Origin of the sequence: Pseudomonas sp. SHLD1, assembly GCF_028640935.1 — a bacterium.
In the GTDB taxonomy this organism is placed as follows: domain Bacteria; phylum Pseudomonadota; class Gammaproteobacteria; order Pseudomonadales; family Pseudomonadaceae; genus Chryseomonas; species Chryseomonas aestiva.
Genome location: NZ_JAQZAD010000006.1, coordinates 141,494 through 166,362, shown reverse-complemented (window position 1 = coordinate 166,362; position 24,869 = coordinate 141,494). Strand labels below are relative to the sequence as shown.

Annotated in this window: 23 protein-coding genes and 2 pseudogenes; 14 read left to right on the top strand and 11 right to left on the bottom strand. The window is 68.1% G+C overall.

Translation table 11 applies throughout. The features are described 5' to 3' along the window. The first annotated feature begins 152 nt into the window (after positions 1 to 152). The 4 genes from xylA to PVZ77_RS00760 all read left to right on the top strand — a co-directional run bounded on the left by xylA (position 153) and on the right by PVZ77_RS00760 (position 5,342). Positions 153 to 1,469, top strand: a complete 1,317-nt coding sequence (gene xylA / locus PVZ77_RS00775; RefSeq protein WP_273805694.1) for a xylose isomerase — start codon at positions 153 to 155, stop codon at positions 1,467 to 1,469. A gap of 115 nt (positions 1,470 to 1,584) precedes the next feature. Further along, on the top strand, positions 1,585 to 2,586 hold the full coding sequence (gene xylF / locus PVZ77_RS00770) for a D-xylose ABC transporter substrate-binding protein (protein ID WP_064306857.1): 1,002 nt from the start codon (positions 1,585 to 1,587) through the stop codon (positions 2,584 to 2,586). 63 nt (positions 2,587 to 2,649) lie between these two features. Next, entirely contained in the window at positions 2,650 to 4,206 is a 1,557-nt protein-coding gene (xylG, locus tag PVZ77_RS00765; protein WP_273805695.1) for a D-xylose ABC transporter ATP-binding protein, read from the top strand. Beyond that, positions 4,206 to 5,342, top strand: a complete 1,137-nt coding sequence (locus tag PVZ77_RS00760; protein WP_273805696.1) for a sugar ABC transporter permease — start codon at positions 4,206 to 4,208, stop codon at positions 5,340 to 5,342. The genes xylG and PVZ77_RS00760 overlap by 1 nt, the downstream gene beginning before the upstream one ends. A 142-nt stretch (positions 5,343 to 5,484) precedes the next feature. On the opposite strand, the gene PVZ77_RS00755 is transcribed toward PVZ77_RS00760, so the two are convergent. Next, positions 5,485 to 5,769, bottom strand: a complete 285-nt coding sequence (locus tag PVZ77_RS00755; RefSeq protein ID WP_273805697.1) for a hypothetical protein — start codon at positions 5,767 to 5,769, stop codon at positions 5,485 to 5,487. A 301-nt stretch (positions 5,770 to 6,070) separates the two neighbouring features. Here PVZ77_RS00755 and PVZ77_RS00750 point away from each other — a divergent pair, with 301 nt between their 5' ends. The 3 genes from PVZ77_RS00750 to PVZ77_RS00740 all read left to right on the top strand — a co-directional run bounded on the left by PVZ77_RS00750 (position 6,071) and on the right by PVZ77_RS00740 (position 9,846). Next, the gene (locus PVZ77_RS00750; RefSeq protein WP_273805698.1) at positions 6,071 to 7,390 is read left to right on the top strand and encodes a Na+/H+ antiporter family protein; all 1,320 of its coding nucleotides are present in this window, start codon (positions 6,071 to 6,073) and stop codon (positions 7,388 to 7,390) included. Between the two features lie 70 nt (positions 7,391 to 7,460). Next, positions 7,461 to 8,402: a GNAT family N-acetyltransferase gene (locus PVZ77_RS00745; RefSeq protein WP_273805699.1), complete on the top strand. Its 942-nt coding sequence runs from the start codon at positions 7,461 to 7,463 to the stop codon at positions 8,400 to 8,402. A 130-nt stretch (positions 8,403 to 8,532) separates the two neighbouring features. Continuing rightward, the gene (locus tag PVZ77_RS00740; protein WP_273805700.1) at positions 8,533 to 9,846 is read left to right on the top strand and encodes a methyl-accepting chemotaxis protein; all 1,314 of its coding nucleotides are present in this window, start codon (positions 8,533 to 8,535) and stop codon (positions 9,844 to 9,846) included. A 12-nt stretch (positions 9,847 to 9,858) separates the two neighbouring features. On the opposite strand, the gene PVZ77_RS00735 is transcribed toward PVZ77_RS00740, so the two are convergent. The 5 genes from PVZ77_RS00735 to PVZ77_RS00715 form a co-directional block, all read right to left on the bottom strand. After that, positions 9,859 to 10,083, bottom strand: coding sequence for a DUF2934 domain-containing protein (locus PVZ77_RS00735; protein WP_007159825.1), 225 nt, complete (start codon positions 10,081 to 10,083; stop codon positions 9,859 to 9,861). 174 nt (positions 10,084 to 10,257) lie between these two features. Further along, positions 10,258 to 11,085 carry an AraC family transcriptional regulator gene (locus PVZ77_RS00730; protein WP_273805701.1) on the bottom strand — a complete coding sequence of 276 codons (828 nt, stop codon included), beginning with the start codon at positions 11,083 to 11,085 and terminating at the stop codon, positions 10,258 to 10,260. Positions 11,086 to 11,121: 36 nt separating this feature from the next. Then, on the bottom strand, positions 11,122 to 11,433 hold the full coding sequence (locus PVZ77_RS00725; RefSeq protein ID WP_273805702.1) for an AzlD domain-containing protein: 312 nt from the start codon (positions 11,431 to 11,433) through the stop codon (positions 11,122 to 11,124). Then, the gene (locus PVZ77_RS00720; protein ID WP_273805703.1) at positions 11,430 to 12,122 is read right to left on the bottom strand and encodes an AzlC family ABC transporter permease; all 693 of its coding nucleotides are present in this window, start codon (positions 12,120 to 12,122) and stop codon (positions 11,430 to 11,432) included. The genes PVZ77_RS00725 and PVZ77_RS00720 overlap by 4 nt, the downstream gene beginning before the upstream one ends. A gap of 82 nt (positions 12,123 to 12,204) precedes the next feature. Beyond that, positions 12,205 to 12,963, bottom strand: a complete 759-nt coding sequence (locus PVZ77_RS00715) for a ParA family protein (RefSeq protein ID WP_273805821.1) — start codon at positions 12,961 to 12,963, stop codon at positions 12,205 to 12,207. 231 nt (positions 12,964 to 13,194) lie between these two features. Between PVZ77_RS00715 and PVZ77_RS00710 the strand changes: the two genes are divergently transcribed. Beyond that, entirely contained in the window at positions 13,195 to 13,989 is a 795-nt protein-coding gene (locus tag PVZ77_RS00710; protein WP_273805704.1) for an OBAP family protein, read from the top strand. A gap of 9 nt (positions 13,990 to 13,998) precedes the next feature. Here the strand turns inward: PVZ77_RS00710 and PVZ77_RS00705 are convergent, their stop codons facing one another. Together PVZ77_RS00705 and PVZ77_RS00700 are read right to left on the bottom strand one after the other, a co-directional pair. After that, on the bottom strand, positions 13,999 to 15,063 hold the full coding sequence (locus tag PVZ77_RS00705; protein ID WP_273805705.1) for a serine endopeptidase: 1,065 nt from the start codon (positions 15,061 to 15,063) through the stop codon (positions 13,999 to 14,001). Positions 15,064 to 15,117: 54 nt separating this feature from the next. Then, entirely contained in the window at positions 15,118 to 15,963 is an 846-nt protein-coding gene (locus PVZ77_RS00700; protein WP_273805706.1) for an EamA family transporter, read from the bottom strand. A gap of 118 nt (positions 15,964 to 16,081) precedes the next feature. Between PVZ77_RS00700 and PVZ77_RS00695 the strand changes: the two genes are divergently transcribed. Next, positions 16,082 to 16,780: a YoaK family protein gene (locus tag PVZ77_RS00695; RefSeq protein ID WP_443218127.1), complete on the top strand. Its 699-nt coding sequence runs from the start codon at positions 16,082 to 16,084 to the stop codon at positions 16,778 to 16,780. After that, on the top strand, positions 16,777 to 18,408 hold the full coding sequence (locus tag PVZ77_RS00690) for an ATP-binding response regulator (RefSeq protein WP_273805708.1): 1,632 nt from the start codon (positions 16,777 to 16,779) through the stop codon (positions 18,406 to 18,408). The genes PVZ77_RS00695 and PVZ77_RS00690 overlap by 4 nt, the downstream gene beginning before the upstream one ends. Here PVZ77_RS00690 and PVZ77_RS00685 read toward each other — a convergent pair. Together PVZ77_RS00685 and PVZ77_RS00680 are read right to left on the bottom strand one after the other, a co-directional pair. Continuing rightward, positions 18,401 to 19,042, bottom strand: a complete 642-nt coding sequence (locus PVZ77_RS00685; RefSeq protein ID WP_273805709.1) for a LuxR C-terminal-related transcriptional regulator — start codon at positions 19,040 to 19,042, stop codon at positions 18,401 to 18,403. The two genes, PVZ77_RS00690 and PVZ77_RS00685, sit on opposite strands and share 8 nt — an antisense overlap. Before the next feature lie 118 nt (positions 19,043 to 19,160). Then, positions 19,161 to 20,564: a NorM family multidrug efflux MATE transporter gene (locus PVZ77_RS00680; RefSeq protein WP_273805710.1), complete on the bottom strand. Its 1,404-nt coding sequence runs from the start codon at positions 20,562 to 20,564 to the stop codon at positions 19,161 to 19,163. Between the two features lie 108 nt (positions 20,565 to 20,672). On the opposite strand from PVZ77_RS00680, the gene PVZ77_RS00675 reads away from it, so the two are divergent. The 4 genes and pseudogenes from PVZ77_RS00675 to PVZ77_RS00665 all read left to right on the top strand — a co-directional run bounded on the left by PVZ77_RS00675 (position 20,673) and on the right by PVZ77_RS00665 (position 24,054). Continuing rightward, positions 20,673 to 21,602: a LysR substrate-binding domain-containing protein gene (locus PVZ77_RS00675; RefSeq protein ID WP_273805711.1), complete on the top strand. Its 930-nt coding sequence runs from the start codon at positions 20,673 to 20,675 to the stop codon at positions 21,600 to 21,602. A 161-nt stretch (positions 21,603 to 21,763) separates the two neighbouring features. Then, positions 21,764 to 22,876, top strand: a pseudogene (locus PVZ77_RS25945) (Cache 3/Cache 2 fusion domain-containing protein); the annotation flags it as partial. After that, positions 22,874 to 23,734, top strand: coding sequence for a methyl-accepting chemotaxis protein (locus PVZ77_RS25940; protein WP_443218023.1), 861 nt, complete (start codon positions 22,874 to 22,876; stop codon positions 23,732 to 23,734). The pseudogene PVZ77_RS25945 and the gene PVZ77_RS25940, both read left to right, overlap by 3 nt. Positions 23,735 to 23,862: 128 nt before the next feature. Continuing rightward, positions 23,863 to 24,054 carry a hypothetical protein gene (locus tag PVZ77_RS00665; protein ID WP_273805713.1) on the top strand — a complete coding sequence of 64 codons (192 nt, stop codon included), beginning with the start codon at positions 23,863 to 23,865 and terminating at the stop codon, positions 24,052 to 24,054. On the opposite strand, the pseudogene PVZ77_RS00660 reads toward PVZ77_RS00665, so the two are convergent. Next, positions 24,051 to 24,779, bottom strand: a pseudogene (locus PVZ77_RS00660) (ATP-binding protein); the annotation flags it as partial. The gene PVZ77_RS00665 and the pseudogene PVZ77_RS00660 sit on opposite strands and share 4 nt — an antisense overlap. Between the last annotated feature and the right edge of the window lie 90 nt (positions 24,780 to 24,869).

The following is a 24,869-nucleotide window of genomic DNA, read 5'->3' as shown; positions in this document are numbered from 1 at the left end:
TCCAGACTACGACCGGCGCGTGCGCTGCTCAAGCGGCAAAATCGCACCCGCCTCTGGTGATTTTCACAATAGGCAGTCCGGGTGGCGGCGCTACCATCGACGCAAACCGGTACGCCGTATCGGGTGCGACAGATAAGAACAAGGACAACGCCATGGCTTATTTCCCCAATGTCGAGAAGGTCCGCTATGCCGGCCCCGACAGCACGTCCCCGCTTGCCTTCCGCCACTATGAAGCCGACCGCCTGGTCATGGGCAAGCCCATGCGCGAGCACCTGCGCATGGCGGTCTGCTACTGGCACACCTTCGTCTGGCCGGGTAGCGATGTCTTCGGCCAGGGTACCTTCCAGCGGCCCTGGCAGGCGGCGGGTTCGCCCCTGGAGCAGGCCCGCGCCAAGGCGGCCGCCGCCTTCGAATTCTTCAGCAAGCTGGGCGTGGACTACTACTGCTTCCACGACACCGACGTCGCCCCCGAAGGCGCCAGTTTCGCCGAGTACCGCGAGAACTTCGCGCGCCTGGTGGACGATCTGGAACGCCACCAGAGCGAGTCCGGCCTCAAGCTCCTGTGGGGTACCGCCAACTGCTTCAGCCACCCGCGGTATGCCGCCGGCGCCGCCAGCAACCCCGATCCGGAAGTCTTCGCCTGCGCCGCCACCCAGGTCTGCACGGCGATGAACGCCACCCACCGCCTGGGCGGCGAGAACTATGTGCTGTGGGGCGGCCGCGAAGGCTACGAGACCCTGCTCAACACCGACCTTGCGCGCGAGCGCGAGCAACTCGGCCGCTTCATGCGGATGGTGGTGGAGCACAAGCACCGCATCGGCTTCCAGGGCGATCTGCTGATCGAGCCCAAGCCCCAGGAGCCCACCAAGCACCAGTACGACTATGACGTGGCCACCGTCTTCGGCTTCCTGCAGCAGTTCGGGCTGGAAAAGGAGATCAAGGTCAACATCGAGGCCAACCACGCGACCCTCGCCGGGCACAGCTTCCAGCACGAGATCGCCAGCGCCGTGGCCCTCGGCGTGTTCGGCAGCATCGACGCCAACCGCGGCGATCCGCAGAACGGCTGGGATACCGACCAGTTCCCCAACAGTGTCGAGGAAATGACCCTGGCGATCTACGAGATCCTCAAGGGCGGCGGCTTCACCCGAGGCGGCTTCAATTTCGACGCCAAGGTGCGGCGCCAGAGCCTGGACGACGTCGACCTGTTCCACGGCCACGTGGCGGCCATGGACACCCTGGCGCTGTCGTTGGAGCGCGCCGCGGCGCTCCTGCAGGACGACCCCCTGGGCAAGTTCAAGGCCGAGCGCTATGCCGGCTGGGACCAGACCCTCGGTCAGCGCATCCTCGGTGGCCAGCTGAGCCTGGAACAACTGGCCGAGCACACCTTCAGCCAGGGTCTGGCGCCCCAGCCGGTGAGCGGTCGCCAGGAGCTGCTCGAAGGCGTGGTCAACCGTTACCTGTACCGCTAGCGATCGCGAGCGGGTCGGCAGAAAAGCCTGCCTGACCCGCTTGTGCAAGCGCGCTGAATCGTTACACTCAAATCCGTTCTCTCGCTCCACAACAACAATAACCAAGGACGCCACCATGAATTTCAAGACGACCCTGCTCGCCGGTCTGCTCGCCCTGTGCACCACCGGTTTCGCCCAGGCCGACGCCCAGCATCCCAAGATCGGTTTCTCCATCGACGACCTGCGCCTGGAGCGCTGGGCCCGTGACCGCGACTACTTCGTCGCCGCCGCCGAGCAACTCGGCGCCAAGGTCTATGTGCAATCCGCCGACGCCAACGAGCAGCGCCAGCTGTCGCAGATCGAGAACCTGATCTCCCGCGGCGTGGACGCCATCGTCATCGTGCCCTTCAACGCCACGGTGCTGAACAACGTGGTGGCCGAGGCCAAGAAGGCCGGGGTCAAGGTGATCTCCTATGACCGCCTGATCCTCAACGCCGACATCGACGCCTACATCTCCTTCGATAACGAGAAGGTCGGCGAGATGCAGGCCGGTGGCGTGCTCAAGGCCCAGCCCAAGGGCAACTTCTTCCTGCTCGGCGGCGCGCCCACCGACAACAACGCCAAGATCCTCCGCCAGGGCCAGATGAAGGTCCTGCAGCCGGCCATCGACAAGGGCGACGTCAAGGTCGTCGGCCAGCAGTGGGTCAAGGAATGGAACCCGACCGAGGCCCTGGCCATCGTCGAGAACGCCCTGACTGCCAACGACAACAAGATCGACGGCATCGTCGCCTCCAACGACGCCACCGCCGGCGGCGCCATCCAGGCCCTGGCCGCGCAGAAGCTGGCCGGCAAGGTCGCCGTGTCCGGTCAGGACGCCGACCTCGCCGCCATCAAGCGGGTGATCGCCGGGACCCAGACCATGACCGTCTACAAGCCGCTCAAGCTGATCGCCTCCGAGGCGGCCAAGCTGTCGGTGCAACTGGTGCGCAACGAGAAGCCGGCCTTCAACTCCAGCTACGACAACGGCACCAAGAAGGTCGACACCCTGCTGCTCACCCCCACCGAGCTGACCAAGGCCAACGTCGACCTGCTGGTCAAGGACGGCTTCTACACCCAGGCCCAGATCGACGGCAAATAACCACTGGCCACCGGCTGGCCGTCTGACGCCTGGCGTCCGGCGGCCCCTGGGCAAGGAGCGGCCATGGCCGACTATCTGCTGGAAATGCACGGCATCGCCAAGAGCTTTGGCGGGGTGCGGGCGCTGGACGGCATCGATCTCAAGGTGCGTCCGGGCGAATGCGTAGGGCTCTGCGGCGAGAACGGCGCCGGCAAGTCCACCCTGATGAAGGTCCTCTCGGCGGTCTATCCCCACGGCACCTGGGAAGGCGAGATCCGCTGGGACGGGCGGCCCCTGGAGGCCCAGTCCATCGCCGAATCCGAGGCGGCCGGCATCGTCATCATCCACCAGGAACTGACCCTGGTGCCCGATCTGTCCGTGGCCGAGAACATCTTCATGGGCCACGAACCGCGCCGCTTCGGCGGGCGGCTGGACTATCCCACCATGCTGCAGCGCTCGGCCGAGCTGATGCGCCGGCTCAAGGTGCCGGACATGAACGTGGCCCTGCCGGTGTCCCAGTACGGTGGCGGCCTGCAGCAACTGGTGGAGATCGCCAAGGCGCTGAACAAGAACGCCCGGCTGCTGATCCTCGACGAACCGACCTCGGCGCTCACCACCTCCGAGATCGCCGTGCTGCTGGACATCATCCGCGACCTCAAGGCCCAGGGCGTGGCCTGCGTCTACATCTCGCACAAGCTCGACGAGGTGGCGGCCATCTGCGACACCATCACGGTGATCCGCGACGGCAAGCACATCGCCACCACGCCCATGGCCGAGATGGACATCGACCGCATCATCACCCAGATGGTCGGCCGCGCCATGACCAACCTCTATCCACAGATCCCCCACCAGATCGGCGAGGTGATCTTCGAGGCGCGTCACTTCACCTGCCTGGACGTCGACAATCCCCAGCGCAAGCGCGTCGACGACGTCTCCTTCGCCGTGCGCGCCGGCGAGATCCTCGGCATCGCCGGGCTGGTGGGCGCCGGGCGCACCGAGCTGGTCTCGGCCATCTTCGGTGCCTACGACGGCCGCTACGAGGGCGAGGTCTGGCTCAATGGCCAGCGCATCGACACCCGCACCCCACTGAAATCCATCCGCGCCGGCCTCTGCCTGGTACCGGAGGATCGCAAGCGCCAGGGCATCATTCCCGACCTGGGCGTGGGCTCGAACATTACCCTCACGGTACTGGACAGATTCGCCCACCTGAGTCGCATCGACAGCGAGGCGGAACTGTCCTGCATCGACACCGAGATCGCCCGGCTGCAACTCAAGACCAGCAGCCCCTTCCTGCCCATTACCGGCCTCTCCGGCGGCAACCAGCAGAAGGCGGTACTCGCCAAGATGCTGCTGGCGCGGCCCAGGGTGCTGATCCTCGACGAGCCCACCCGCGGCGTCGACGTCGGCGCCAAGTTCGAGATCTACCGGCTGATCGGCCTGCTCGCGGCGGAGGGCGTGGCCATCGTCATGGTCTCCTCGGAGCTGGCCGAGGTGCTCGGCGTCTCCGACCGGGTGCTGGTGCTCGGCGAAGGCCGGCTGCGCGGCGATTTCCCCAATGAGAATCTGACCCAGGAGCGGGTACTGGCCGCGGCCCTGGGCACCACCGAACGGGCGGTCGCCCAAGCCCGGGAGCACTTCTGATGCACGCCGTGAAACAGCTGTTCACCCGTTACAAGATGCTCGCCCTGCTGATCGCCGTGGCCCTGATCTGGCTGTTCTTCAGCTGGCAGACCGAAGGCGGCTTCGTTACCCCGCGCAACCTCTCCAACCTGCTGCGGCAGATGTCCATCACCGGCATCCTCGCCTGCGGCATGGTGCTGGTGATCATCGCCGGCGAGATCGACCTCTCGGTGGGCTCGCAACTCGGCCTGCTCGGCGGGGTGGCGGCGATACTCGACGTCACCTACCACGTGCCCCTGCCGATCACCCTGCTGGCGGTGGCCGCCGGCGGTCTGCTGATCGGCCTGATCAACGGCTACCTCAGTGCCTATCGGGGAATACCGTCCTTTATCGTCGGCCTCGGCGGCATGCTGGCCTTTCGCGGTGTGCTGCTCGGTCTCACCGGCGGCGTCACCGTCGCCCCGGTGTCGCCGGAGCTGGTCTACCTTGGTCAGGGCTACCTGCCGCCGGTGGTGGGCAGCGCCCTGGGCGTGCTGCTGTTCGCCGTGGCCGTGGTGCTCACCTGGCGCCAGCGCAGCAAGCGCAAGACCCTCGGCCTCGCCCTGGCGCCGCTGTGGCGCGACGTGCTGCGGGTGGCGGTGATCGGCGTGGTGCTGGCGGCCTTCATCCAGACCCTCAACCGCTACGACGGCATCCCAGTGCCGGTGCTGATCCTGCTGGTGTTGCTCGGGGTGTTCAGCTACATCACCAGCCAGACGGTATTCGGCCGGCGCATCTATGCGGTGGGCAGCAACCTGGAAGCTACGCGGCTATCGGGCATCAATGTCCAGGCGATCAAGCTCGGCATCTTCGGCCTGATGGGCGTGATGTGCGCCCTGGCCGGTCTGGTCAACACCGCCCGCCTGGCCGCCGGCTCGCCGTCGGCCGGCACCATGGGCGAACTGGACGCCATCGCCGCCTGCTTCATCGGCGGCACCTCGATGCGCGGCGGCTCGGGCACCGTCTACGGCGCGCTGCTCGGCGCCCTGGTGATCGCCAGCCTGGACAACGGCATGTCCATGCTCGATGTGGACAGCTACTGGCAGATGATCGTCAAGGGCAGCATCCTGGTCCTGGCGGTCTGGGTCGACGTCAGCACCCGCACCAGCCGGCGCTGAGCGGCACGACCAGGGGTGGGTGAGGCAAAGCCGTCATCCACCCTGCGACAAGGCCCACCTCATTCCGTATCGTTCCCTCTCCCCCTGGGAGAGGGCTGGGGTGAGGGCGCAGCCAACGCTCACTCCTTCCGGCAAGCTCCCCTCAACTCTCGAACCGCTGCACCCGCGGACCACGCTGGCGCAGGTCGGCGAGGCTTGCCGGACTCAGGCTGCCGAGCGCCCGGTCGAGGTCGCGCTGCAGGTCCTTGATCACGGTGGCCAGGGTGGCCGTGCATTCCAGGCTGCACAGCGGAATGGCCTTGGTGACCGTGACCGCGCGGGCCGTGTCGGTGACGGTGAACAGCAGGGTGCGATCGGCGCGCCGCGGGACCGCCAGGCAGGAGTGTGGACTGAAGGCGGTAATCAACATGTCGATGGCGTCTTGCATGGGCCTTTCATCCTTGGCATGACCGTGAAAGCGTCCGCGTCAGACGCTCCCGGGCGCTGAAAGGTTCATTCCAGAGCGCTGGCGCGGGTATGAGCCGTTCCTGCGCGCCGGGACGCTCGGCTGCGGAACGACTGGCGGCTGTCCCTCGACCGCGACCGGCAGCGCCCACCGGGCGGGTTCCACGCGCGGCCCGACCCGGCCGCTGGGGATAAGCGGGACGCCCCACCATCCATCCCCGGCCTTTGACGCCCACGCCGGGCTGCGGCAGAGTGCGCGCCCTTTTGGTGGTGCGGAGTCGGCGATGAATGCGGTGGTGGTGGCGGTAGGACTCATGCTGATGCTGAGTCTGGCCCGGGTGCATGTGGTGGTGGCGATGATCGCCGGGGCGGTGGCCGGTGGCCTGGTCGGCGGCCTGGGTCTGGAAGGCACCCTGCTGGCCTTCAATGCCGGCCTGGGCAATGGCGCCAAGGTGGCGCTCTCCTATGCGCTGCTGGGCGCCTTCGCCGTGGCCATCAGCCAGTCGGGTCTGGCGCACATGCTGGCCGATCGGGCCCTGGGGCTGATGGAGCGGCAGGCCAGCCAGGGCGGACGCTCGCTGCGCTGGGCGCTGCTCGGTCTGCTGCTGGCGGTGTCCATCGCCTCGCAGAACATCCTGCCCATCCACATCGCCTTCATCCCGCTGCTGGTGCCGCCGCTGCTCTATGTGCTGACACGCCTGGAGCTGGATCGCCGGCGGCTGTCCTGCGTCATGACCTTTGGCCTGATCGCCCCCTACATGTTCCTGCCGGTGGGCTTCGGCAGTCTCTATCTGCACGACATCCTCCTGGCCAGCGTGGCCCGCGCCGGCGTTGACGTCAGCGGCGTGGACCCGAGTCGCGCCATGCTGCTGCCGGCCCTGGGCATGGTGGTCGGCCTGCTGCTGGCGGTTTTCGTCAGCTATCGCCGGCCGCGGCGGTACGACCTGAGTCTGGTGGCGCGCACCGAGCGGGCCGACCGCCCCTACAACGGCCGCACCCTGCTGGTGGCGCTGGTCGCCGTGATCGCCGCCTTTGGCGTGCAGCTCTGGCTGGACTCCATGATCCTCGGTGCCCTGGTCGGCTTCGTGGTCTTTACCGCCACCGGCGTGGTGCGCTGGCGCGAGGCGGACGACCTGTTCAGCGAGGGCGCGAAGATGATGGCGGTGATCGGCTTCATCATGCTCACCGCCGGCGGCTTCGCCGAGGTGCTGACCGCCACCGGCCAGATCAAGGACCTGGCCGCCACCGCTGCCGGCCTGATCGGTGACAACCGCGCCCTGGGTGCGCTGCTGCTCCTGTTGCTGGGCATGCTGGTGACCCTGGGCATCGGCTCGTCCTTTTCCAGCGTGCCCATCCTCGCCGCCATCCTGGGGCCGCTGTGCCTGCACCTGGGCTTTTCGCCGCTGGCCATCGTCTGCCTGATCGGCACCGCCGGGGCGCTGGGCGACTCGGGTTCGCCAGCCTCGGATTCCACCCTGGGCCCCACCTCGGGCCTCAACGTGGACGGCCAGCACAGCCATATCTGGGACACCGTGGTGCCGTCCTTCCTGCACTTCAGCCTGCCGATGCTGCTGTTCGGCTGGGCCGCGGTGCTGCTGCTGTAACCGGCGATTGCCGCCCGGGCGCAAAGCCCCGGCCGGGCGGGTCCAAGGCCTACAGCCAAGGAGCCGCCCCATGTCCAGCCCCAATCTTCGTGTCGAACCCCTCGTCGCCGCCGACCTGCCGGCCACCACCGAGGTGGTGCGCCTGGCGTTCGCCACCTGGATGGGCGCCGCCGAACCGGGCGAATTCTGGAACGACCGCGACTATGTGCGCAGCCGCTTCGCCGCGCCCTACACCGCCTGGTTTAAGGCCCTCGACGGCGAGCGGCTGGTCGGCGCCGTATGCGTCACTCGCTGGGGGCGCCACGGCATCCTCGGCCCGCTGGCGGTGCATCCGGACTACTGGGACGCCAAGGTGGCCAAGGCGCTGATGGGCGCCGCGGTCGAGCAGCTCGATGCCTGGCAGCTGGTGCATGCCGGACTCTTCACCTTTCCCGACAGTCCGCGTCACTTGGGGCTCTACCAGGGCTTCGGCTTCTGGCCGCGTACCCTGACCGCGGTAATGGCGCGTCCGCTGCAAACGCAGGCGGCGCCGTCGGCGCTGCGCTTTTCCCTCTCGACCGAGCCCGACCGACTGCTGGCGGCCTGCGCCGAAGTGGGCCGGGCCAATGCGCCGGGGCTGGATGTCTCCGCCGAAATGGCCGCGGTGCGCGCGCAGGGGCTCGGCGAGAGTCTGCTGCTGGAGGACACGCAGGGTCGGGCGGAGGGGTTCGCCGTTTGCCATTTCGGGCCCCACAGCGAGGCGGGCACCGGGGTCTGCTATGTGAAGTGCGCGGCGGTCCTGCCCGGTGCGGGAGCGGAGGCGCGCTTCGCCCGGCTGATCGCCGCCTGCGACGGCCTGGCTCGGGACCACGGCCAGCAGCGACTGCTGGCCGGCGTCAACACCGCCCGCCTGGGTGCCTACCGGTGGCTGCTGGCGGAAGGCTTTCGCAGCGAGATCCTGGGCATCACCCTGCACCGCGGCGAAGCCCATTACGATCATCCCGAGGTCTGGTTGCTGGACGACTGGCGCTAGCCGGGCAACGCGGCGTCCGCAATGGAAAAAAAGGCTCTGGAATGGACTCAAGAGCGAAGCGGCAAGGCCGATACAGTGACTCGGATCGCGTGCAGCCCTTGCCGCGGCTGCTCCCTCTGAGGATTCGATCATGGCCTTGCTCAAGCACTACTCGATCATGCGCGCACTGGACGTTCTGGCCGCGGCGACCGAGACCGCCACGCCCCTGGCCGAGAGTGGTGGCTTCCAAGGCAATCCCACCCTGGCACGACTGGCCAAGGGGCTGCAGGCGCTGCTGCTGCAGCAGCATGAGCTGCAGCAGCAGGTGCAGATCCTGAATCAGGACAATGCCGCGCTGACCGCCCGGGTCGCCGAGAGCGAGGCGCTGGCCAGGCGCCTGGGAACCCGCTTCGAGATGGTCAGCCAGGGCTCCAGCGAAGGTCTCTGGGACATGGAGGTGGTGGCCGGCGATCCGGTCAATCCGCGCAATGCCTTCTGGTGGTCGGATCAGTTCCGCGCCCTGCTCGGTTTCCGCGACGAAAACGATTTTCCCAGCCAGCTGGGCAGTTGGGCCAAGCGCCTGCATCCCGAGGACAGCGCCTGGGTGCTGGACGCCTTTGCCGCCCACATGAAGGATCGCACTGGCCAGACGCCCTTCGATGTCCAGTACCGCATCGCCCTGAAATCCGGCGAATACCGCTGGATGCGCGCCACCGGCGCGACCCAGCGCGACGAGCGCGGCGTGCCGCTGCGGGTGGCCGGCTCCCTGCGCGACATCCATGACCAGCGCCTGCGCGATCAGGAGCTGGACGTCACCCTGACCCGTTTCGAACTGGCGCGGGAGATGCTCAACGACGGCCTCTGGGACATGGAGGTGATCGCCGGCGATCCGCTCAACCCCAAGAATCCCTTCTGGTGGTCGCCGCAATTCCGTCGCCTGCTCGGCTACGAGACCCTCCAGGAATTCCCCGATGTGCTGGACAGCTGGGCGTCGCGCCTGTACCCGGAAGACCGCGACCGGGTCCTGGAGGCCTTCGGTTCGCACATCAATGATCGCAGCGGCCGCACCGGCTTCGACATCACCTATCGGCTGGTACTGAAGAACAACGAGGTGCGCTGGTTCCGCGCCCGCGGCCAGACCCGGCGCACCGCCGATGGCACCCCGCTGCGGGTGGTGGGCGCGCTGGCCGACGTCCATGCCCTGCACGAGCAGGAATCCCTGCGCGGCAGCCAGGAAGACCAGCACCGCACCATGGAAGAGAACCTGCAGAAGGTGACCGAGATCGTCGGCTCCATCCAGGGCATCGCCGCCCAGACCAACCTGCTGGCGCTCAACGCGGCCATCGAGGCCGCCCGTGCCGGTGAAGCGGGCCGTGGCTTCGCCGTGGTGGCGGACGAGGTGCGCAAGCTGGCCACCCGCACCTCGGAGGCCACCCAGCGGGCGGCCGACATGATCCGCAAATAAACGCGCCTGGCCTCAGGCGTCGCCTGCGGTCGCCTTCTTGCGCGACCGGCTGCGCGGCTTGGGTGCCGGTGGGGCGACGCTGCTCTGGATGCCGCCGACCTGGGTCAGGTTGTCATCGGGCTGGTCTTCCAGTTCGCGGTTGGCCTGAAACCAGTGCTCGAAATCCTGGCCATGGGGACGACCTTCGCGTTCCCAGATTTCATAGGCGCGCTGGCGGATGCGTTCTTCGAGTGTCATACCGGTAACTCCAAAGGGGCAGTGGAGAGCGGCCGGCGGGTCCGGCGCTCTTCCTGACTAGGCCCGGGACGACCGCGAAAAGTTTCTCCAGCGCTCCAGCGTCGCGGTTCAGCGTGCCGCTTGCCGGGCTCTGGCATGCCGCTTCCGCCGCCAGGACCGTTCGTCGGTGCCCGACTAGCCCTGCCAGGCGCGGCGATAGGCGCCCGGTGCCACCCCGTAGGCCTGCTTGAACTGGCGGGTGAGATGGCTCTGGTCGGCGAAGCCCAGTTGCAGGGCTACCTCCAGCGGTGCCCAGCCGGTGCGCAACAGCCCCTGGGCGCGGGTCAGGCGCTGCTGCTTGAGCCAGGCATGGGGCGGCAGGCCCGTCGCCCGGCGAAACACCCGCAGGAAATGAAAGGGCGACAGCCCCACCGCCTTGGCCAGTTCTTCGAGGCTGGGCGGTTGCTGCAACCGCTGGCCGAGCAATTCGCGGGCGCGCTGTACCGCCAGGGGTTCGCGACCCGGTTCTGCCGGGCTGCCCAGCCGGGCATGGCGTCCGAACAGTAGGAGCAGCGCCTCGCGCCAGGCGGTCTGCTGCTCCAGCGCCTCGGCGCCATGGTCGGCCAACCGATGCAGATGGCTGAACGCTGCACTCACCTGGGGATCGTGCAGCACGCTGGTGGCGAAGGCCGGGGTAGCGCCCAGCGGGCGTCCCAGCTCGGCGAAGACCGGCGCCAGCTGCGCCAGCGTCGGATAGAAGCCGCGGTACTGCCAGCCTTCCTCGACTGCCGTGGCGCCGGTGTGCAACTCGTCCGGGTTGATCAGCACCATGCTGCCGGCCGCCGCCAGGTGCTCGGCGCCGCGGTGGCTAAAGCGCTGGGCACCGCGCTCGATCACGGTGAACACATAGCCTTCGTGCACATGGGGCGCGAAGCGCTGGCGGCGATAGCGGGCGTGCAGCAGCTCGACGCCGCCCAGCCCGCGGGCCGACCAGAGGCGGGCGTTTTCCTGTTGTCCGTTCATGGTTCTCTCGTGGCACCTACGGGTTCCACTTTCGCGCTAGAGGAGCCAGCGTAGCAGGTAGAACACGCCCATGCTGAGGATCACCGTGGTCAGCACCCGCCGCGTCCAGAGCATCAGCCCCACCGCGGTCAGGGCCGCCAGCAGGTAGGGATCGACCAGGGTCGCGGCCAGCGACATCTCGCCAGAGAACAGGATGGGGCCGCAGATGGCGGTGAGCATTCCGGGCACGGCGAATTCCAGGAAGGTGCGCAGATTGCGTCCCAGGCGCAGCGGCAGGCGCGGTTCAAGAAAGAGATAGCGATTGCAGAAGACCAGGGCGGCCATGCCGAGCACGGTGGCGAGGATCATGGCAGGCGCTCCCGCAGGCGGCGCACCCCGAAGCCCACGCTCATCCCCGCCAGGCCGCCCAGCACCAGGGCGCCCTGCCACTGCAGGTGATGCAGCCAGACCGAGACCAGCAGCGCGGTGAGCACGCAGGCTACGGTGGCCAGGTCGCGCACCAGGGGCACCACCAGGGCGATGAAGGTGGCGGCGATGGAGAAGTCCAGACCCAGGGCGCCCAGATTGGGCAGCACCCGCCCCAGCAGCAGCCCGGCCAGGGTGAAGAGATTCCACAGCAGATAGAAACTCAGGCCCATGCCCAGGGCGCGCCAGCGGTCGAAGCCGGCCGGTTGCTCGGCATGGTTCAGGGCGAAGAATTCGTCGGTGAGCAGAAAGCCGAAGCCCAGCCGCCAGGGCAGCGGCTGGGGCGCCAGGACGCGTCTCATGTGCAGGCCATAGAGCAGGTGCTGGGAGGTCAGCAGCAGGGTGGTCAGCAGGATGGCGGCGAGGCCCGCGCCGGCCTTGAGCATGCCCAGGGCCACCAGTTGCGCCGCCCCGGCGAACACCAGCAGGGAAAAGGCTTGGCCTTCCAGCACGCTGAGTCCGGTCTCGATGGCCAGGGCGCCGACCAGGATGCCCCAGGGCGCGCAGGCCAGCGACAGCGGCATGATCTGCCAGGCGCCCTGCAGGAAGGCGCGGCGGCGGGAAGCGGTCATCGGCAGGGCTCCGGAGGGCAGGGATACCCAGGGTGCCGCACCCCATCGTCGCCGTCTTGAACGTTCTTGCGCTGTTGCGTCCTCAGCCTTCCAGCAGGGCGAACAGCTCCAGGTACTGCCGGGTCAGCTTGTGGCCTGGATCCAGGTGGATCAGCGGGCGATGCTGCTGGTGGGATTCGCGCATCTTCACCGAAGACATCAGCGGCGCTGCCAGCACCGGCAGGTCACGCGCCTGGAGTTCCTCGATCAGCTGCCGCGGGGTGCTGGCCTGGGCGTGGTACTGGTTGATGACGATGCCCTCGACGGTAAGCTTTTCGTTGTAGTCCTCGCGGATCTCCTCCAGCTCCTCGATCAGGTCGTACAGCGCCTGCTGGGCGAAGACATCGCAGTCGAAGGGGATCAGGCAGCGGTCGGCGGCGATCAGCGCCGAGATGCTGTAGAAATTCAGCGCCGGCGGGGTGTCCAGGTAGATGCGGTCATAGTCTTCGCCGAGCTTGTCGAGGTACTTGGCGAGCTTCTGGATCTTGTACTTGGCTTCGAGCTTGAACTGCAGCTCGCTCAGCTCGCCGGAGGCGGCGATCAGGTCCAGATTCGGCCAGGCGGTGGCGTGGATGTTGGCCTGGGCCTTCTTGCCGCCACTCAGGGTCTGCTTGAAGAAATCGGCGATGCCGTGGGGCAGGTCGTCGCCCACCTGGCCGGTGAGGTACTGGCTGGAATTGGCCTGGGGATCGAGGTCCACCAGCAGGGTGCGATAGCCCTCGTGGGCGCTGATGGCCGCCAGGTTGCAGGCGATGCTGGACTTGCCGACACCGCCCTTCTTGTTGAAGACCACGCGGCGCAGGGCATGACCAGAGGGAGAGCTGTGTGCGTTCATTGAGTCGTCCCGACAGAGAGAAGAGGCCAGAGGTGCAAAGGTGTGGCTGTGGCGTTTCGCTTATACCGAAAGGCCAGGTGCGGACGATGACGAATTTATGGCCGTTGCATGACATTCATGTGACGAGCCTAGCGCAGCGGTGGAACCTTGGCGTCTGCCCGACCTTCGAACTCGGCAAGCTCCCGTCGAGAATCCACCATGAATGCCCGCCAACTTCCTGCCCTGCTGCTGCTCGCCTGCGCCCCGCTGACCCAGGCCGCCAACGATACCCAGTCGCCGGTACCGGTGCCGGGTGCCCCCGCCCAGACCGATACCCGGGTGCTCGAAGCCGGCGCCGACGTGCTGCAGCGCAAGCCGCCCATCGCCGCCCTCAACACCTATCTGGACGGCTTCCATTTCTACAACGGCCACCCCGATAGCCAGATGGAAGCTCACCACTATTGCAGCGTCCTGGGCGAAGAGATGTTCCAGTGCGTGATCTACGACGGCAACGTCGCCGATGCCAAGCTGATGGGTGTCGAGTACATCATCAGCGAGCGGCTGTTCAAGACCCTGCCCGAGGCGGAGAAGGCGCTCTGGCACAGCCATGTGCATGAGGTGAAGTCGGGTCAGCTGGTCGCGCCCGGCGTGCCCCAGGTGGCCGAGCACCGGCTGATGGACAAGCTGGTGCATACCTACGGCAAGACCTGGCACACCTGGCATACCGATCAGGACCTGCAGCTGCCACTGGGCGTGCCTCAGCTGATGATGGGCTTCACCGCCGATGGCCAGCTCGATCCCAAGCTGCTCGCCGAGCGTGACCGCCGCCTGGGCGTCTCCTCCACCGAGACCAAGGCCGCCCGTGCCGATCTGCCGACCCCCACGGTCGTCCCCGGCGCCGATGCCTGGCAGCAGGGCAAGGTCATCCAGCTGCAGGACCCCACCGGCCAGCTGCACAAGCACGCCGGCGAGCACACCGAAAAGGGCGTCAACACCAGTTCGAACAAGCCCTGAGACTTGCTATCAGGAGGTGCCCGTCGGATGTCGCTCGGGCCCACGTGCCGCCGCTCCACAGGCATGGCAGAAATGCGCGAAGGCGCTCTTGCGTGTCTGGCAGGCGCCGCAGTGGTCGTGCAGGCCGATGCCGCAATGGGGGCAGAAGTCGATCCCCGGGTCCTTGAGGTCCACCGGCCGCTCGCAACCCGGGCAGACGCCCTTGGCCAGCCGCGCCAGGGCGGTGTCGTAGTGCAATTCTTCGCGCCTGACGGTGTCCGGCTGGGCTTCCTTGAGCGCCAGGCGGGCGCGGTACTCCTGCAGCGCGCGGATGGCGTAGCGCCCGCCCAGTACCGTCAGCAGGATGCCCACCAGATAGCGCACATAGCCGCCGTAGCTGGGTAGGTAGGGCACCAGCTCGACGAAGAAGGCGAATAGCGCGAAGAAGATGAAGCCCCAGACGAAGGGCCACCAGGTGCCCTTGCGCTGCCGGACGAACAGCCAGGCCGCCACCGCCAGCAGGGGCAGGGTCAGCGCCAGGCGATAGAGAAAGACCCGCAGCTCGGCCTGCTGGCGCGCCTCCAGCCAGGCCGACTGCGCCGACTCGCCCAGGGTGGCCAGGCTGCGTTCCGCGTTGTCGGCGCGCTGCTCGGCATCCAGCAGCGCCTGCTGCTGGCGTTCGACCTCCTGCTCCGCCACCCGCTCGCCGGCCTTGAGTTCGTCCAGGGCGCGGCTGCGGGCGATCAGTTCGGCATCCTGCTCGGGACGCTGGGTGGTCTGGCGGGTCGCCAGCCAGTTGTCGAAGGTCTCGCGATTGGCCTGGTAGCTGCTCGCGGCCGCGGTCTGCCGCAGTTGCGCCTGTTCGAGGGCGTCGCTGGCCTGACGGCTGGCCAGCTGGGCCTGGCGCTGGTCTTCTCGCGCTGCAGCGGTGGCAGCGGGGTCCATGAAGTCTTCCAGACGCTGCTGCTGTTCCACCTGGGGCAGATCGCCGACCAGGGTGCCGCCCAGGCCGATCAGAAAGCCGGCGAACACCAGTGCCAGCAGCCAGAGGCCGCGGTTGAACCATTTTTCCGAGAGTCGCAGCGATTTGCCCATGGGTCCGTCCTGGTCGAAAGAAGGCTCAGCTTAGCCGCTCCCCCGGCGCTCCGCTCAGGCCAGTTTGATCGCCACCACCCCGGCGACGATGGCCAGGCCGGCGCAGATGCGGCCCAGCGGCAGGCTCTCGTGCAGCCAGAAGACCCCGATCAGCAGGGCGAACAGCACGCTGGTCTCGCGCAGCGCCGAGACCAGGCCGATGGGCGCCTGGGTGGTGGCGACGATCACCAGGCTGTAGGCCAGCATCGACATGACCCCGCCCGCCAGCCCGGCGCGCCAGTGCGGACCGAGCCCGGCGAACGCCGAGGCGCCGCGGCTCAGCCGCAGGACCAGCGCCGCCACCACGCCGTTGACCGCGAACAGCCAGAGGGCATAGGCCACGGCATTGCCACTGGCGCGGGCGCCGAGGGCATCGGCCAGGGTGTAGGCGGCGATGAAGCTGCCGGTGGTGAAGGCGCAGACCAGCAGCGCCAGGCTGGGTGGCGTGCCGCGCCGGGCCCCGAGCAGCGCCATCAGGGCGAGACCGGTCACCAGCAGGCCGAGGCCGAGCAGGGCGGGTGGCGAGAGCCTTTCGCCGAGGGCGAGAAAGGCCACCAGACTGACCAGCAACGGCGCGCTGCCGCGAGAGAGGGGATAGACCTGGCCGAGATCGCCATAGCGATAGGCCCGGGCGAGAAAGGCGTTGTAGCCGATGTGCAGCAGGGCGGAGAGGGCGATCCAGGGCCAGGCCGCGGCGGGCGGCAGGGCGACGAAGGGCAGCGCCAGCAGGGCGGCAAGGCCGGCGCCGATCTGGATCAGACTGGCGGTGAGGAAGCGGTCGAGGCCGATCTTGAGCAGGGCGTTCCAGCCGGCGTGCAACAGGGCGGCGAGCAATACCAAGGCGAACAGGGGCGTGGTCACGAGGCCTCCGGCCAGGCGGGTCCATCAGTCTAGCCCAGGGCGCCTTCTGGGGCGCTGCCCTTGGCGTCGGGCCGCCGTACGCCGCACACTGATGGCCGTCTCTTCTCGCTCAGCCAGGATGGCTGCCATGCCCACCTCTTCCTCACCTCCACCGACCGCTTTGCCGGTAACGCCACGGCATGGCGCGGTCGGCCTGGCGCTGGTCGCCGGTCTGTCACTGCTGGCCGGCATGACCGATGCCATCGGCTTTCTCGCCACCGGTGACTTCGTTTCCTTCATGAGTGGTAATACCACCCGTATGGCTGCCGATGTGGCGGCAGGCCGCTGGGCCGCCGCGGGGCATCTGGCGCTGGCCATAGGCACCTTCGTGCTGGGCAATGCCGGCGGCGTGCTGCTGCAGCGGCTGACCCGCCAGCGGGCCTGCCTGCTGCTCGGCCTGCTGGCCCTGCTGCTAGTCGTGGCGGCCAGCCTGCCCATAGGGCGCCTGGCCCTGCTGACGGGCGTGTTCGCCATGGGCATGGTCAATGCGGTGGTGGAGCAGGTCTATGGCCTGCCCATCGGCCTCACCTACGTCACCGGCGCCCTGTCGCGTTTCGGGCGCGGGCTGGGTCACTGGCTGCTGGGCGAACGCCGCCGCGGCTGGCGCATCCAGCTGGTGCCCTGGCTGGGCATGCTGCTCGGCGGGGTGCTCGGCGCTGCGCTGGAAGCCGGACTGGGCCTGGCGGCCTGGTACGCCAGCGCGACCCTGGCCGCAACCCTGGCGGTGATCTTTCGCCTGATCCCGCGGGCCTGGCAACTGGGTTATCTGGCGTCATGAGCGCCGCGACCCAGACCCTGGGGGTCAGCGCCCGCGATCCCGAACTCGGCCAGGCCAAGGTTCGGCTGGCCTTCATCCTGCCGGCCTCGGCCTACGCCATCGGCGCCTGGGCCTGGGGGCTGTTCGGTACCGCCATCCTGCTGACCAACCTGCTGTGCTACGCCCTGTTCGCCGTGGTGGCCGTCGGCCTGTTCTTCGAGGTGCGGCGGCGGCCGGGGGTAAAGCCCTGGCGAAGGCTGCTGGCCATGAGCCTGGACTTCAGCGCCATCACCTTTTCCTCCATCACCAGCGGTGAGGCCCTGCTGCCGCTTTTCGGCGTGCTGCTCTGGGTCACGGTGGGCAACGGCCTGCGCTACGGGCGCGGCTACCTGCTGCTGGCCACCGGGCTGTCGCTGACCGCCCTGGTCGCCATCATCGCCGGGATGCCCTTCCTGCAGCGTTATCCCACGGTGGCGCTGATGATGCTGGTGACCGCGCTGCTGGTGCCCGGCTACGTGTATTTCCTGCTGACCCGCATCCAGGATTCGCTGCGCGAGACCCAGGCGGCCAACCTGGCCAAGGCGCGCTTCCTGGCCCAGGCCAGCCACGACCTGCGCCAGCCGATCCACTCCATCGGCCTGTTCACCGCCTGCCTGCGCGATGGCCAGCTGAGCGCCGATCAAGGGCGACTGGTCGACAACATCGACCGCTCGCTGCTGGGCGTCGAGCAGCTGTTCCGCTCGCTACTGGACATCTACACCCTCGATCAGAAGCAGGTCAGTCCGCGGCGCACGGTGGTCGATCTGGATACCCTGTTCGGCGACCTGGTGCGGCAGAACGCCGAGGCGGCGCGCTGGGCCGGGGTGGAGATCCGCTGGCGCGCCTGCGGGTTGCAGGTCTACAGCGATCCGGCGCTGCTGCTCACCTCGCTGCAGAACCTGCTGTCCAACGCCCTCAAGTACGCCCCGGGCAAGCCCCTGCTGCTGGCGGTGCGCCGCCGTCAGGGCCAGCTCGCCCTGGTGGTCTACGACCAGGGACCGGGCATCGCCGCCGAGCACCTGCCGCACCTGTGCGAGGAATTCTACCGGGTACGGGAAGCGCGGGATCGCGACATCGAGGGGGTCGGCCTGGGGCTGTCCATCGTGCAACGCATCGCCACCCTGCTCGAGTTGCGGCTGACCATCCGTTCGCGCCCCGGCCGCGGTACCGCGGTCGAGCTCCAGGGCCTGCCGCTGGCCACCCTGCCGCCGGAGGCGCGGCCACGGCCGCTGAGCGGTCCCCAGCACCTGCTCGCCGGCTGGCGGATCCTGCTCATCGAAGACGACACCAACGTGCTGCTGGCCACCGCGACCCTGCTGCGCAGCTGGGGCTGCGAGGTCACCACCGCCACCAGCATCCCCTCCGGCGCCGTGAGTTGCGACCTGGTGATCACCGATTTCGATCTGGATCGCAGCGCCTCGGGTGCCGACTGCATCGCCTATCTCAATCGGCTGCAGGGCCGGCGCATCCCGGCCATCGTGGTGACCGGCCATGACATTCCCCAGGTCCAGCAGGCGCTGGGCGACGCCGAGATCCCGGTGCTGGCCAAGCCGGTGCGACCGGCGGAATTGCGTGCCCTGCTGCTGGCTTTTCGCGTCGCGGCTAGCTGAGTGAGCGCTGCGTGCCAAGGCCGGCCTTGGCGCCGAAGGCGGCCGCCGCCGCGCGGCTGCTGACGCCCAGGGTACGCAGCAGGGCGGAGACATGGATGCGCACGGTAAAGGGCGAGATGACCAGGATCCGGGCAATCTCCTTGTTGCTCAGGCCCTGGGTGATCAGGCCGAGCACCTCCAGTTGCCGCGGCGTCAGTGCCTGCACCCGGTTATCGGGCGCCAGGTTGACCGGCGCCAGACTTGGCATGGCATAGCGCACCACCGGTTGCCCGGCGAGGCAGTCGGCGATCGCCTCGGCCATGGCCGCCGGCGGTAGCGCTTTGCCGATGAAGCCATCCACGCCCGCCGCCAGGATATGTTCGATCACGGTGGCGTCTTCCAGCATCGAGACCACGATCAGGGTGCTGCGCTTGAATTCCTGGCGCAGGGCGCGTAGCGAAAAGCTCAGATCCTGGCCAGGATAGAGCAGATCCAGCAGCAGCCCGCTGGGCGGCTCGCCCTGGCGCGCCAGTTCCAGGACCTGTTGCAGGCTGTCGGCCTGATCGACCTGCGCCTGTGGCTGCAGCTGGCGCAGGATGCGCACCAGGCCTTCACGAAACAGCGGATGGTCGTCGGCGACGATGAAACGTTGCATCTCTGGCTATCCTGGGGCCCTGAACACCGGTCGCAACGCCGGGGTGGCCCAAAGCCTTTAGTCTAGCGCAGCGGTCAGAAGTGGACCACTTGGTAAAACGCTTGGGCCGCCGCGGCGCTCAGCCGTTTTGCGCCATGCCGCGCGGTGCGGCCAGCGGCTCCGGCGAAGCCTCCGCAGCGCCCGCGCCCAGTTGCTGCCGCATCAGCCACTCGAAGGCGCCGGTCAGCAGCAACGCCGCACAGGCCAGTCCAAATGCCAGGCCCCACCAGACTCCATGGGGGCCGATACCCAGCTGGACGCCCAGCAGCCAGGCACCGCTGGCGCCGATCAGGCAGTAGCAGAGCAATCCGCCGTAGAAGCCCAGGCGTGCCTGGCGGATACCACGCAGCGCACCCTGGGCGATGCTCTGGGTACCGTCGAAGATGACGAACACCGCCGCGATCAGCACTAGCTGGCGTGCCAGCTCCGCCACCGGGCTCTGCGCATCCGCCAGGAACAGCCTCACCAGCCCGCCGGGAAAGCTCCAGAACAGCAGGGCAATGCCCAGCATCACCAGGGCCCCGCCGCCGATGGCCAGGCGCCCCACCAGCAAGGCCTCGCGCGGCCGCCCGGCGCCCTGGTGCTGGCCGATACGGATGCTGGTGGCGTAGGAAAGGCCGGCCGGCAACATGAACACCAGATACACCAGCTGATTGGCGATCTGATGGGCCGCCAGCGCCGTGGCACCCAGGGCGCCCATGCACAGCGCCGCTGACAGGAACAGGCAGGCCTCCACCGCGTAGGTACCACTGATCGCCAGCCCCTGGCCGAGGGTGGCGATCAGGGCGCGGCGGTCCGGGCGGCGCAGGTAGTGGGCGAGGGGATAGGCCGCGTAGGCCGGATGGCGCGCAATGTACAGTGCCAGGCACAGCGCCGCCCCGTTCATCACCACCGCGGTCACCGCGCCTATGCCCGCCAGCCCGGGGCGCGGCAGGCTACCCCAGCCGTGCAGCAGCGCGAGATTGAGGAGGGCATTGAGTGCCGCGGCGCCGAGCACGATGATCAGCACCGGGCCGGGGCGGTCCAGGGCGCTGGTGAAGCCGCGCAGGGTCATGAACAGCAGGTGGCCGGGCAGGGCGAAGGCCAGGCAGCGCAGGAAGACGCCGGCCGCCTGACGACTCTCTTCCGGCTGGCCGGCCAGGGCCAGCAGCGGTTCGATATGCCACAGCAGGGTGCCGGCCAGCAGCGCCAGCGCCCCGGCGATCCAGATCCCGGCCGCAGTGACCGCCGCCACCCCTTCGGTATCCCCTGCACCCCGGCGCAGCGCCGCCAGATTGGCCACCGCGGTGATCACGCCCACGCAGATCACCGAGACGAAGGAGTAGACCGCCGCTCCCAAGCCGCCACCGGCCAGGGCTGCCGGGCCCAGGCGGCCCATCATCAGGGTGTCGGTGAAGACCATGGCCACATAGGCCAGCTGCGCACCGATCAGGGGCAGGGCGAGACGCAACAGCGCGAGCAGTTCGTGACGCGGCAGAGACATGGATGGATCTCGCTGAGCAGGTGGCCGACGTTTGACAAGAACTCATTGTTGGATGCGGGCGCGCCGCCCACAATCGGAAAATAACCATGTCATCCATGAGTCTGAGTCATGCCAGAGCACCCCTCGCGCCTGCCGCCGCTGTACGCCCTGCGCGCCTTCGAGGCCGCCGCTCGCCATGGCTCCTTCACCCGCGCGGCCCAGGAGTTGTCGCTGACCCAGAGTGCGGTCAGTCGCCATGTGCGGACACTGGAAGAGACCTTTGGCTGCCGCCTGTTCGAGCGTGCCGGGCGTCAGCTGGCGCTGACCGAGCCCGGCAAGCTGCTCTTGCCCGGCCTGAGCGAGGGCTTCGAGGCCCTGGCGCGGGCCTGTGGCAATCTCGCCGTGGCCGAGGGCACCCTGAGACTCAAGGCGCCCACCACCCTGTCGCTGCGCTGGTTGCTGGCGCGTCTGGCGCGCTTTCGCCAGCTCAGTCCGCAACTGGACATCCAGCTCACCAGCGTCTGGATGGCCAGTGACCGCGTCGACTTCGTCCATGAGCCCTTCGATTGCGCGGTACTGCTCGGCGACGGCCGCTTCCCGGCGGACTGGGAGGTGGTGCCGCTGTTCGAGGAGTGGCTGGTACCGGTCTGCTCGCCGGCTGCCGCCCGGGAGGGCGCCTGGGACCTGGCGCGGCTGCAGGGGGAGGAGTTGCTGCATCCCACCTTCGACCGCCGCGACTGGCGCCGCTGGCTGCAGGCCATGGGCCTGACCCAGGCGGTGCCCCTGGGTGGTGGCCAGGTGTTCGACACCCTGGAACTGGGCATGGCCGCCGCCGCGCGTGGCTACGGGGTTTCCATCGGCGATCTGGTGATGCTCGCCGAAGACGTGGCGGCCGGGCTCATTGCCTTGCCCTGGCCCGAGGCGGTGGCCAGCGGTGATGCCTATTACCTGGTCTGGCCGCGCAATCGCCGGGGGCAGGCGCGCCTTCGCCAGCTGGCTGACTTCCTGCAGCGGGAAGTGGCATCCCAGAGCCTTCCAGCGGTCGTTCGCCATAAATAAGGCGCCAGACTGCTGTCATTCGCTTTAGTTCATCGTACCTCTGCCGATAAAATGAGCGTTAACCGCCAAGAAGACCGCCCTAGAGCGGTCGGTCCCCTGATATAGCCCTTGCCCTCAAATTCGTACTGCCCTACAGGGATGTAGGCGCTTTGGAGCCCCCTATGGTCATTTCCCCGCGTCGTAGTATCGCCCGACAACTTGCCTTGGCCCTCAGTCTGGTACTGATTGTCGTGATCGCCGGCAGCTGTCTGTTCGCCCTGCATGCCTTGAGCGTGTCCATCGAAGGCACCCAGCGCAAGCACCTGGGTAGCGAGGCCCGGCTGCTCTCCGATCAGCAGCAGACCTTTCTCAGCACCCTGAAGATCAGCACCCAGCGGCTGGCCAACCTGTTCGAGCGCCGCTTCGATGGCGGCCTGAGCCTGGCCGGCGAACGCCTGCCCCTCGGCAGCGCCACGGCCCCCGCCCTGCTGTTCGCCGGTCAGGCACTGAACAGCGACTTCAGCCAGGTCGACGACTTCACCCGGCTGACCGGTGGCGTCGCCACCATCTTCGTCCGCGATGGCGACGACTTCACCCGTATCACCACCTCGCTGAAGAAGCAGGACGGCAGCCGCGCCATCGGTACTCAGCTCGATCGCAAGCACCCGGCCTATGCCGGATTGCTGCAGGGTCAGAACTACGTCGGGCGCGCCCAGCTGTTCGGGCGCTCCTACATGACCCAGTACACCCCGGTCCGCGACGGCGCCGGCAAGGTCATCGCCGTGCTCTTCGTCGGCTTCGACTACACCGACGCCCAGGCCCAGCAACTGGCCCAGCTGACCCAGCTGCGCATCGGCGAGACCGGCTCCCTGGCCCTGCTCGACGAGCAGGGCAACTGGCTGGTGCCGCCGGCCAATGCGAAAAAGAATGACGAACTGCTTGCCGTGCTCAAGAACGATCCCAAGCAGCGCGAGCACACCTGGCAGGACGGCAATGAAGACTTCCTCAGCGTCAGCGCGCCGGTCGCCGGCGAAGGCTGGACCGTGGTCGCCACCCTGCCCAAGGCCGAGCTGGATGCCCCGGTGCATGCGGTGGGCCTGCGCCTGGCCATCGGCAGCCTGATCGCCCTGGTGCTGGCGGTGGTCGCCTCGGTCGTCCTGCTGCGCCACAAGCTGAGACCGCTGGGCCAGCTGGTGGACCGGGCCCAGGCCCTGGGTCGCGGTCAGCTCAGCGTGCGCGTCGAGGCACGCAGCCAGGACGAGATCGGCGAACTCGCCCAGAGCTTCAACCAGATGGCCGATGCCCTGGCCTCCACCGTCGAGCAGGTCCGTGGCTCCTCGCGCGAGGTCACCGAGCGGTCCCAGCAACTGAGCCAGCTCTCCGACCAGACCCTGAGACGCTCCGCCGAGCAGTCCAGCCAGATCGACAGCATGGCCAGCGCCGTCGAAGAATTCAGCGCCACCGCCCAGAACATCGCCGACGGCATGCAGCGCACCGAGCGGCTGGTGCAGGAAAACGCCCAGCAGACCCGCACCGGGACCCAGGCCATGCAGGGTGCCTCGGGTGCCCTGGAGCAGATCGCCGATTCCCTGGCCAGCACCGCCGAACTCATCAAGGGCCTGGACGGCCGCTCCCAGCAGATTGGCGGCATCATTGGCGTCATCAGCGGGATCGCCGAGCAGACCAACCTGCTGGCGCTCAACGCGGCCATCGAGGCGGCCCGCGCCGGTGAACAGGGCCGCGGCTTCGCCGTGGTCGCCGATGAAGTCCGGCAGCTGGCCGGTCGCACCAGCGAAGCCACCCGCGAGATCTCGCAGATGATCGGTGCGGTGCAGGGCGAGACCCAGCGTGCCATGGGCGCCATCGACGAGGGCAATCGCCTGATGGAACAGGGCCTGGCGCGCAACGCCGACGTGGCCCACGCACTCCGCAGCATCGACCAGCAGGTCGCCGAGGCGGTGGAGCAATTCTCCGGCATCGCCCAGGCCACCGCCGAGCAGAGCACCACCGCCACCGCCCTGAGTCGCAACATCCAGGCGATCGCCGTGGACAACGCCGCCCAGCGCGATGCCGCCGAGGTGCTGGCCGGTACCGCTGGCGAGCTGCGTCATCTGGCGGAAGACCTGAGTGCCGAGGTAGGCCGGTTCAGCTGACCGGCGCGTTCCGGCAGTAGCGAAAGGGAGGCTCAGGCCTCCCTTTTTCATTCCTGCGTACCTTGGCCCTTGCCTGGCTGCAATACTCTGACTACTGTATACAAATACAGTATAAGAGGAGGGGTGTCATGGGCGTATCCAACGAGGCGGTGCAGGCCGTCGAACGCATGCTGACCACGCTGCGGGCGGAGCGGGACGATTATCGCGAGCTGGCCCACCAGTGGCGGGCCATGTGCTTCGAGCTGGCCCAGGAAAACCAGGCGCTGCGAGATCGCCTGCAGGAGCCGCCGCGACACTACGGCCCGCCTCCTGGCGCCTAGTGACTCGCCCGATACTGCAGCGCTTCCGCCAGCTGCGGCCGCTGGATCTCGGTCTGGCCGGCGAGATCGGCCAGGGTCCGGGCCACCTTGACCACCCGGTGCAGGGCGCGCAGGGACAGATTCAGGCGTTCGCCCGCCCCCTCCAGCCAGCGCTGATCGGCCTCGCTCAGGGCGCAGACCTGGTGCAACTGGTCGAGACCGAGCAGGGCATTGGGCCGGCCCTGGCGTGCCAGCTGCAGGGCCCGGGCGTCGGCGACCTGGCGCGCGGCCTCCGCCGTGGTGAGTTCACTGGCCGCTGAGGCGCCCAGGCGCAGGTGCTCGCGGGCTACCGTCAGGTGCAGGTCGATGCGATCCAGCAATGGACCGGAGAGCTTGCCACGATAGCGCTGGATCTGCTCCGGACTACAACGACAGCGTCCGCTGGGATCGCCCAGGTAGCCGCAGGGACAGGGATTCATCGCCGCCACCAGCTGGAAGCGGGCCGGAAAGCGTACCCGCTCCCGCGCCCGGGCGATGACGATCTCGCCACTCTCCAGGGGCTCGCGCAGCACCTCCAGCACCTTGCGATCGAATTCCGGCAACTCGTCGAGAAACAGCACCCCGCGATGGGCCAGGGTGATCTCGCCGGGACCGGGTCGGCTGCCGCTGTCGGCTTTCGAAATTACTGCAAAATGCCTACGCTGGAGCCTTGGGTTAAGCGTGAAGTGTCTCGGAAATTGGTGCGAAAAACTCCCTAAATAGCTGCGACAGGATTGCTTATGAACGGTAATAGTTGCGACCAGCCTAAGCAGGTTCGCCGTATCAAACCCACACGG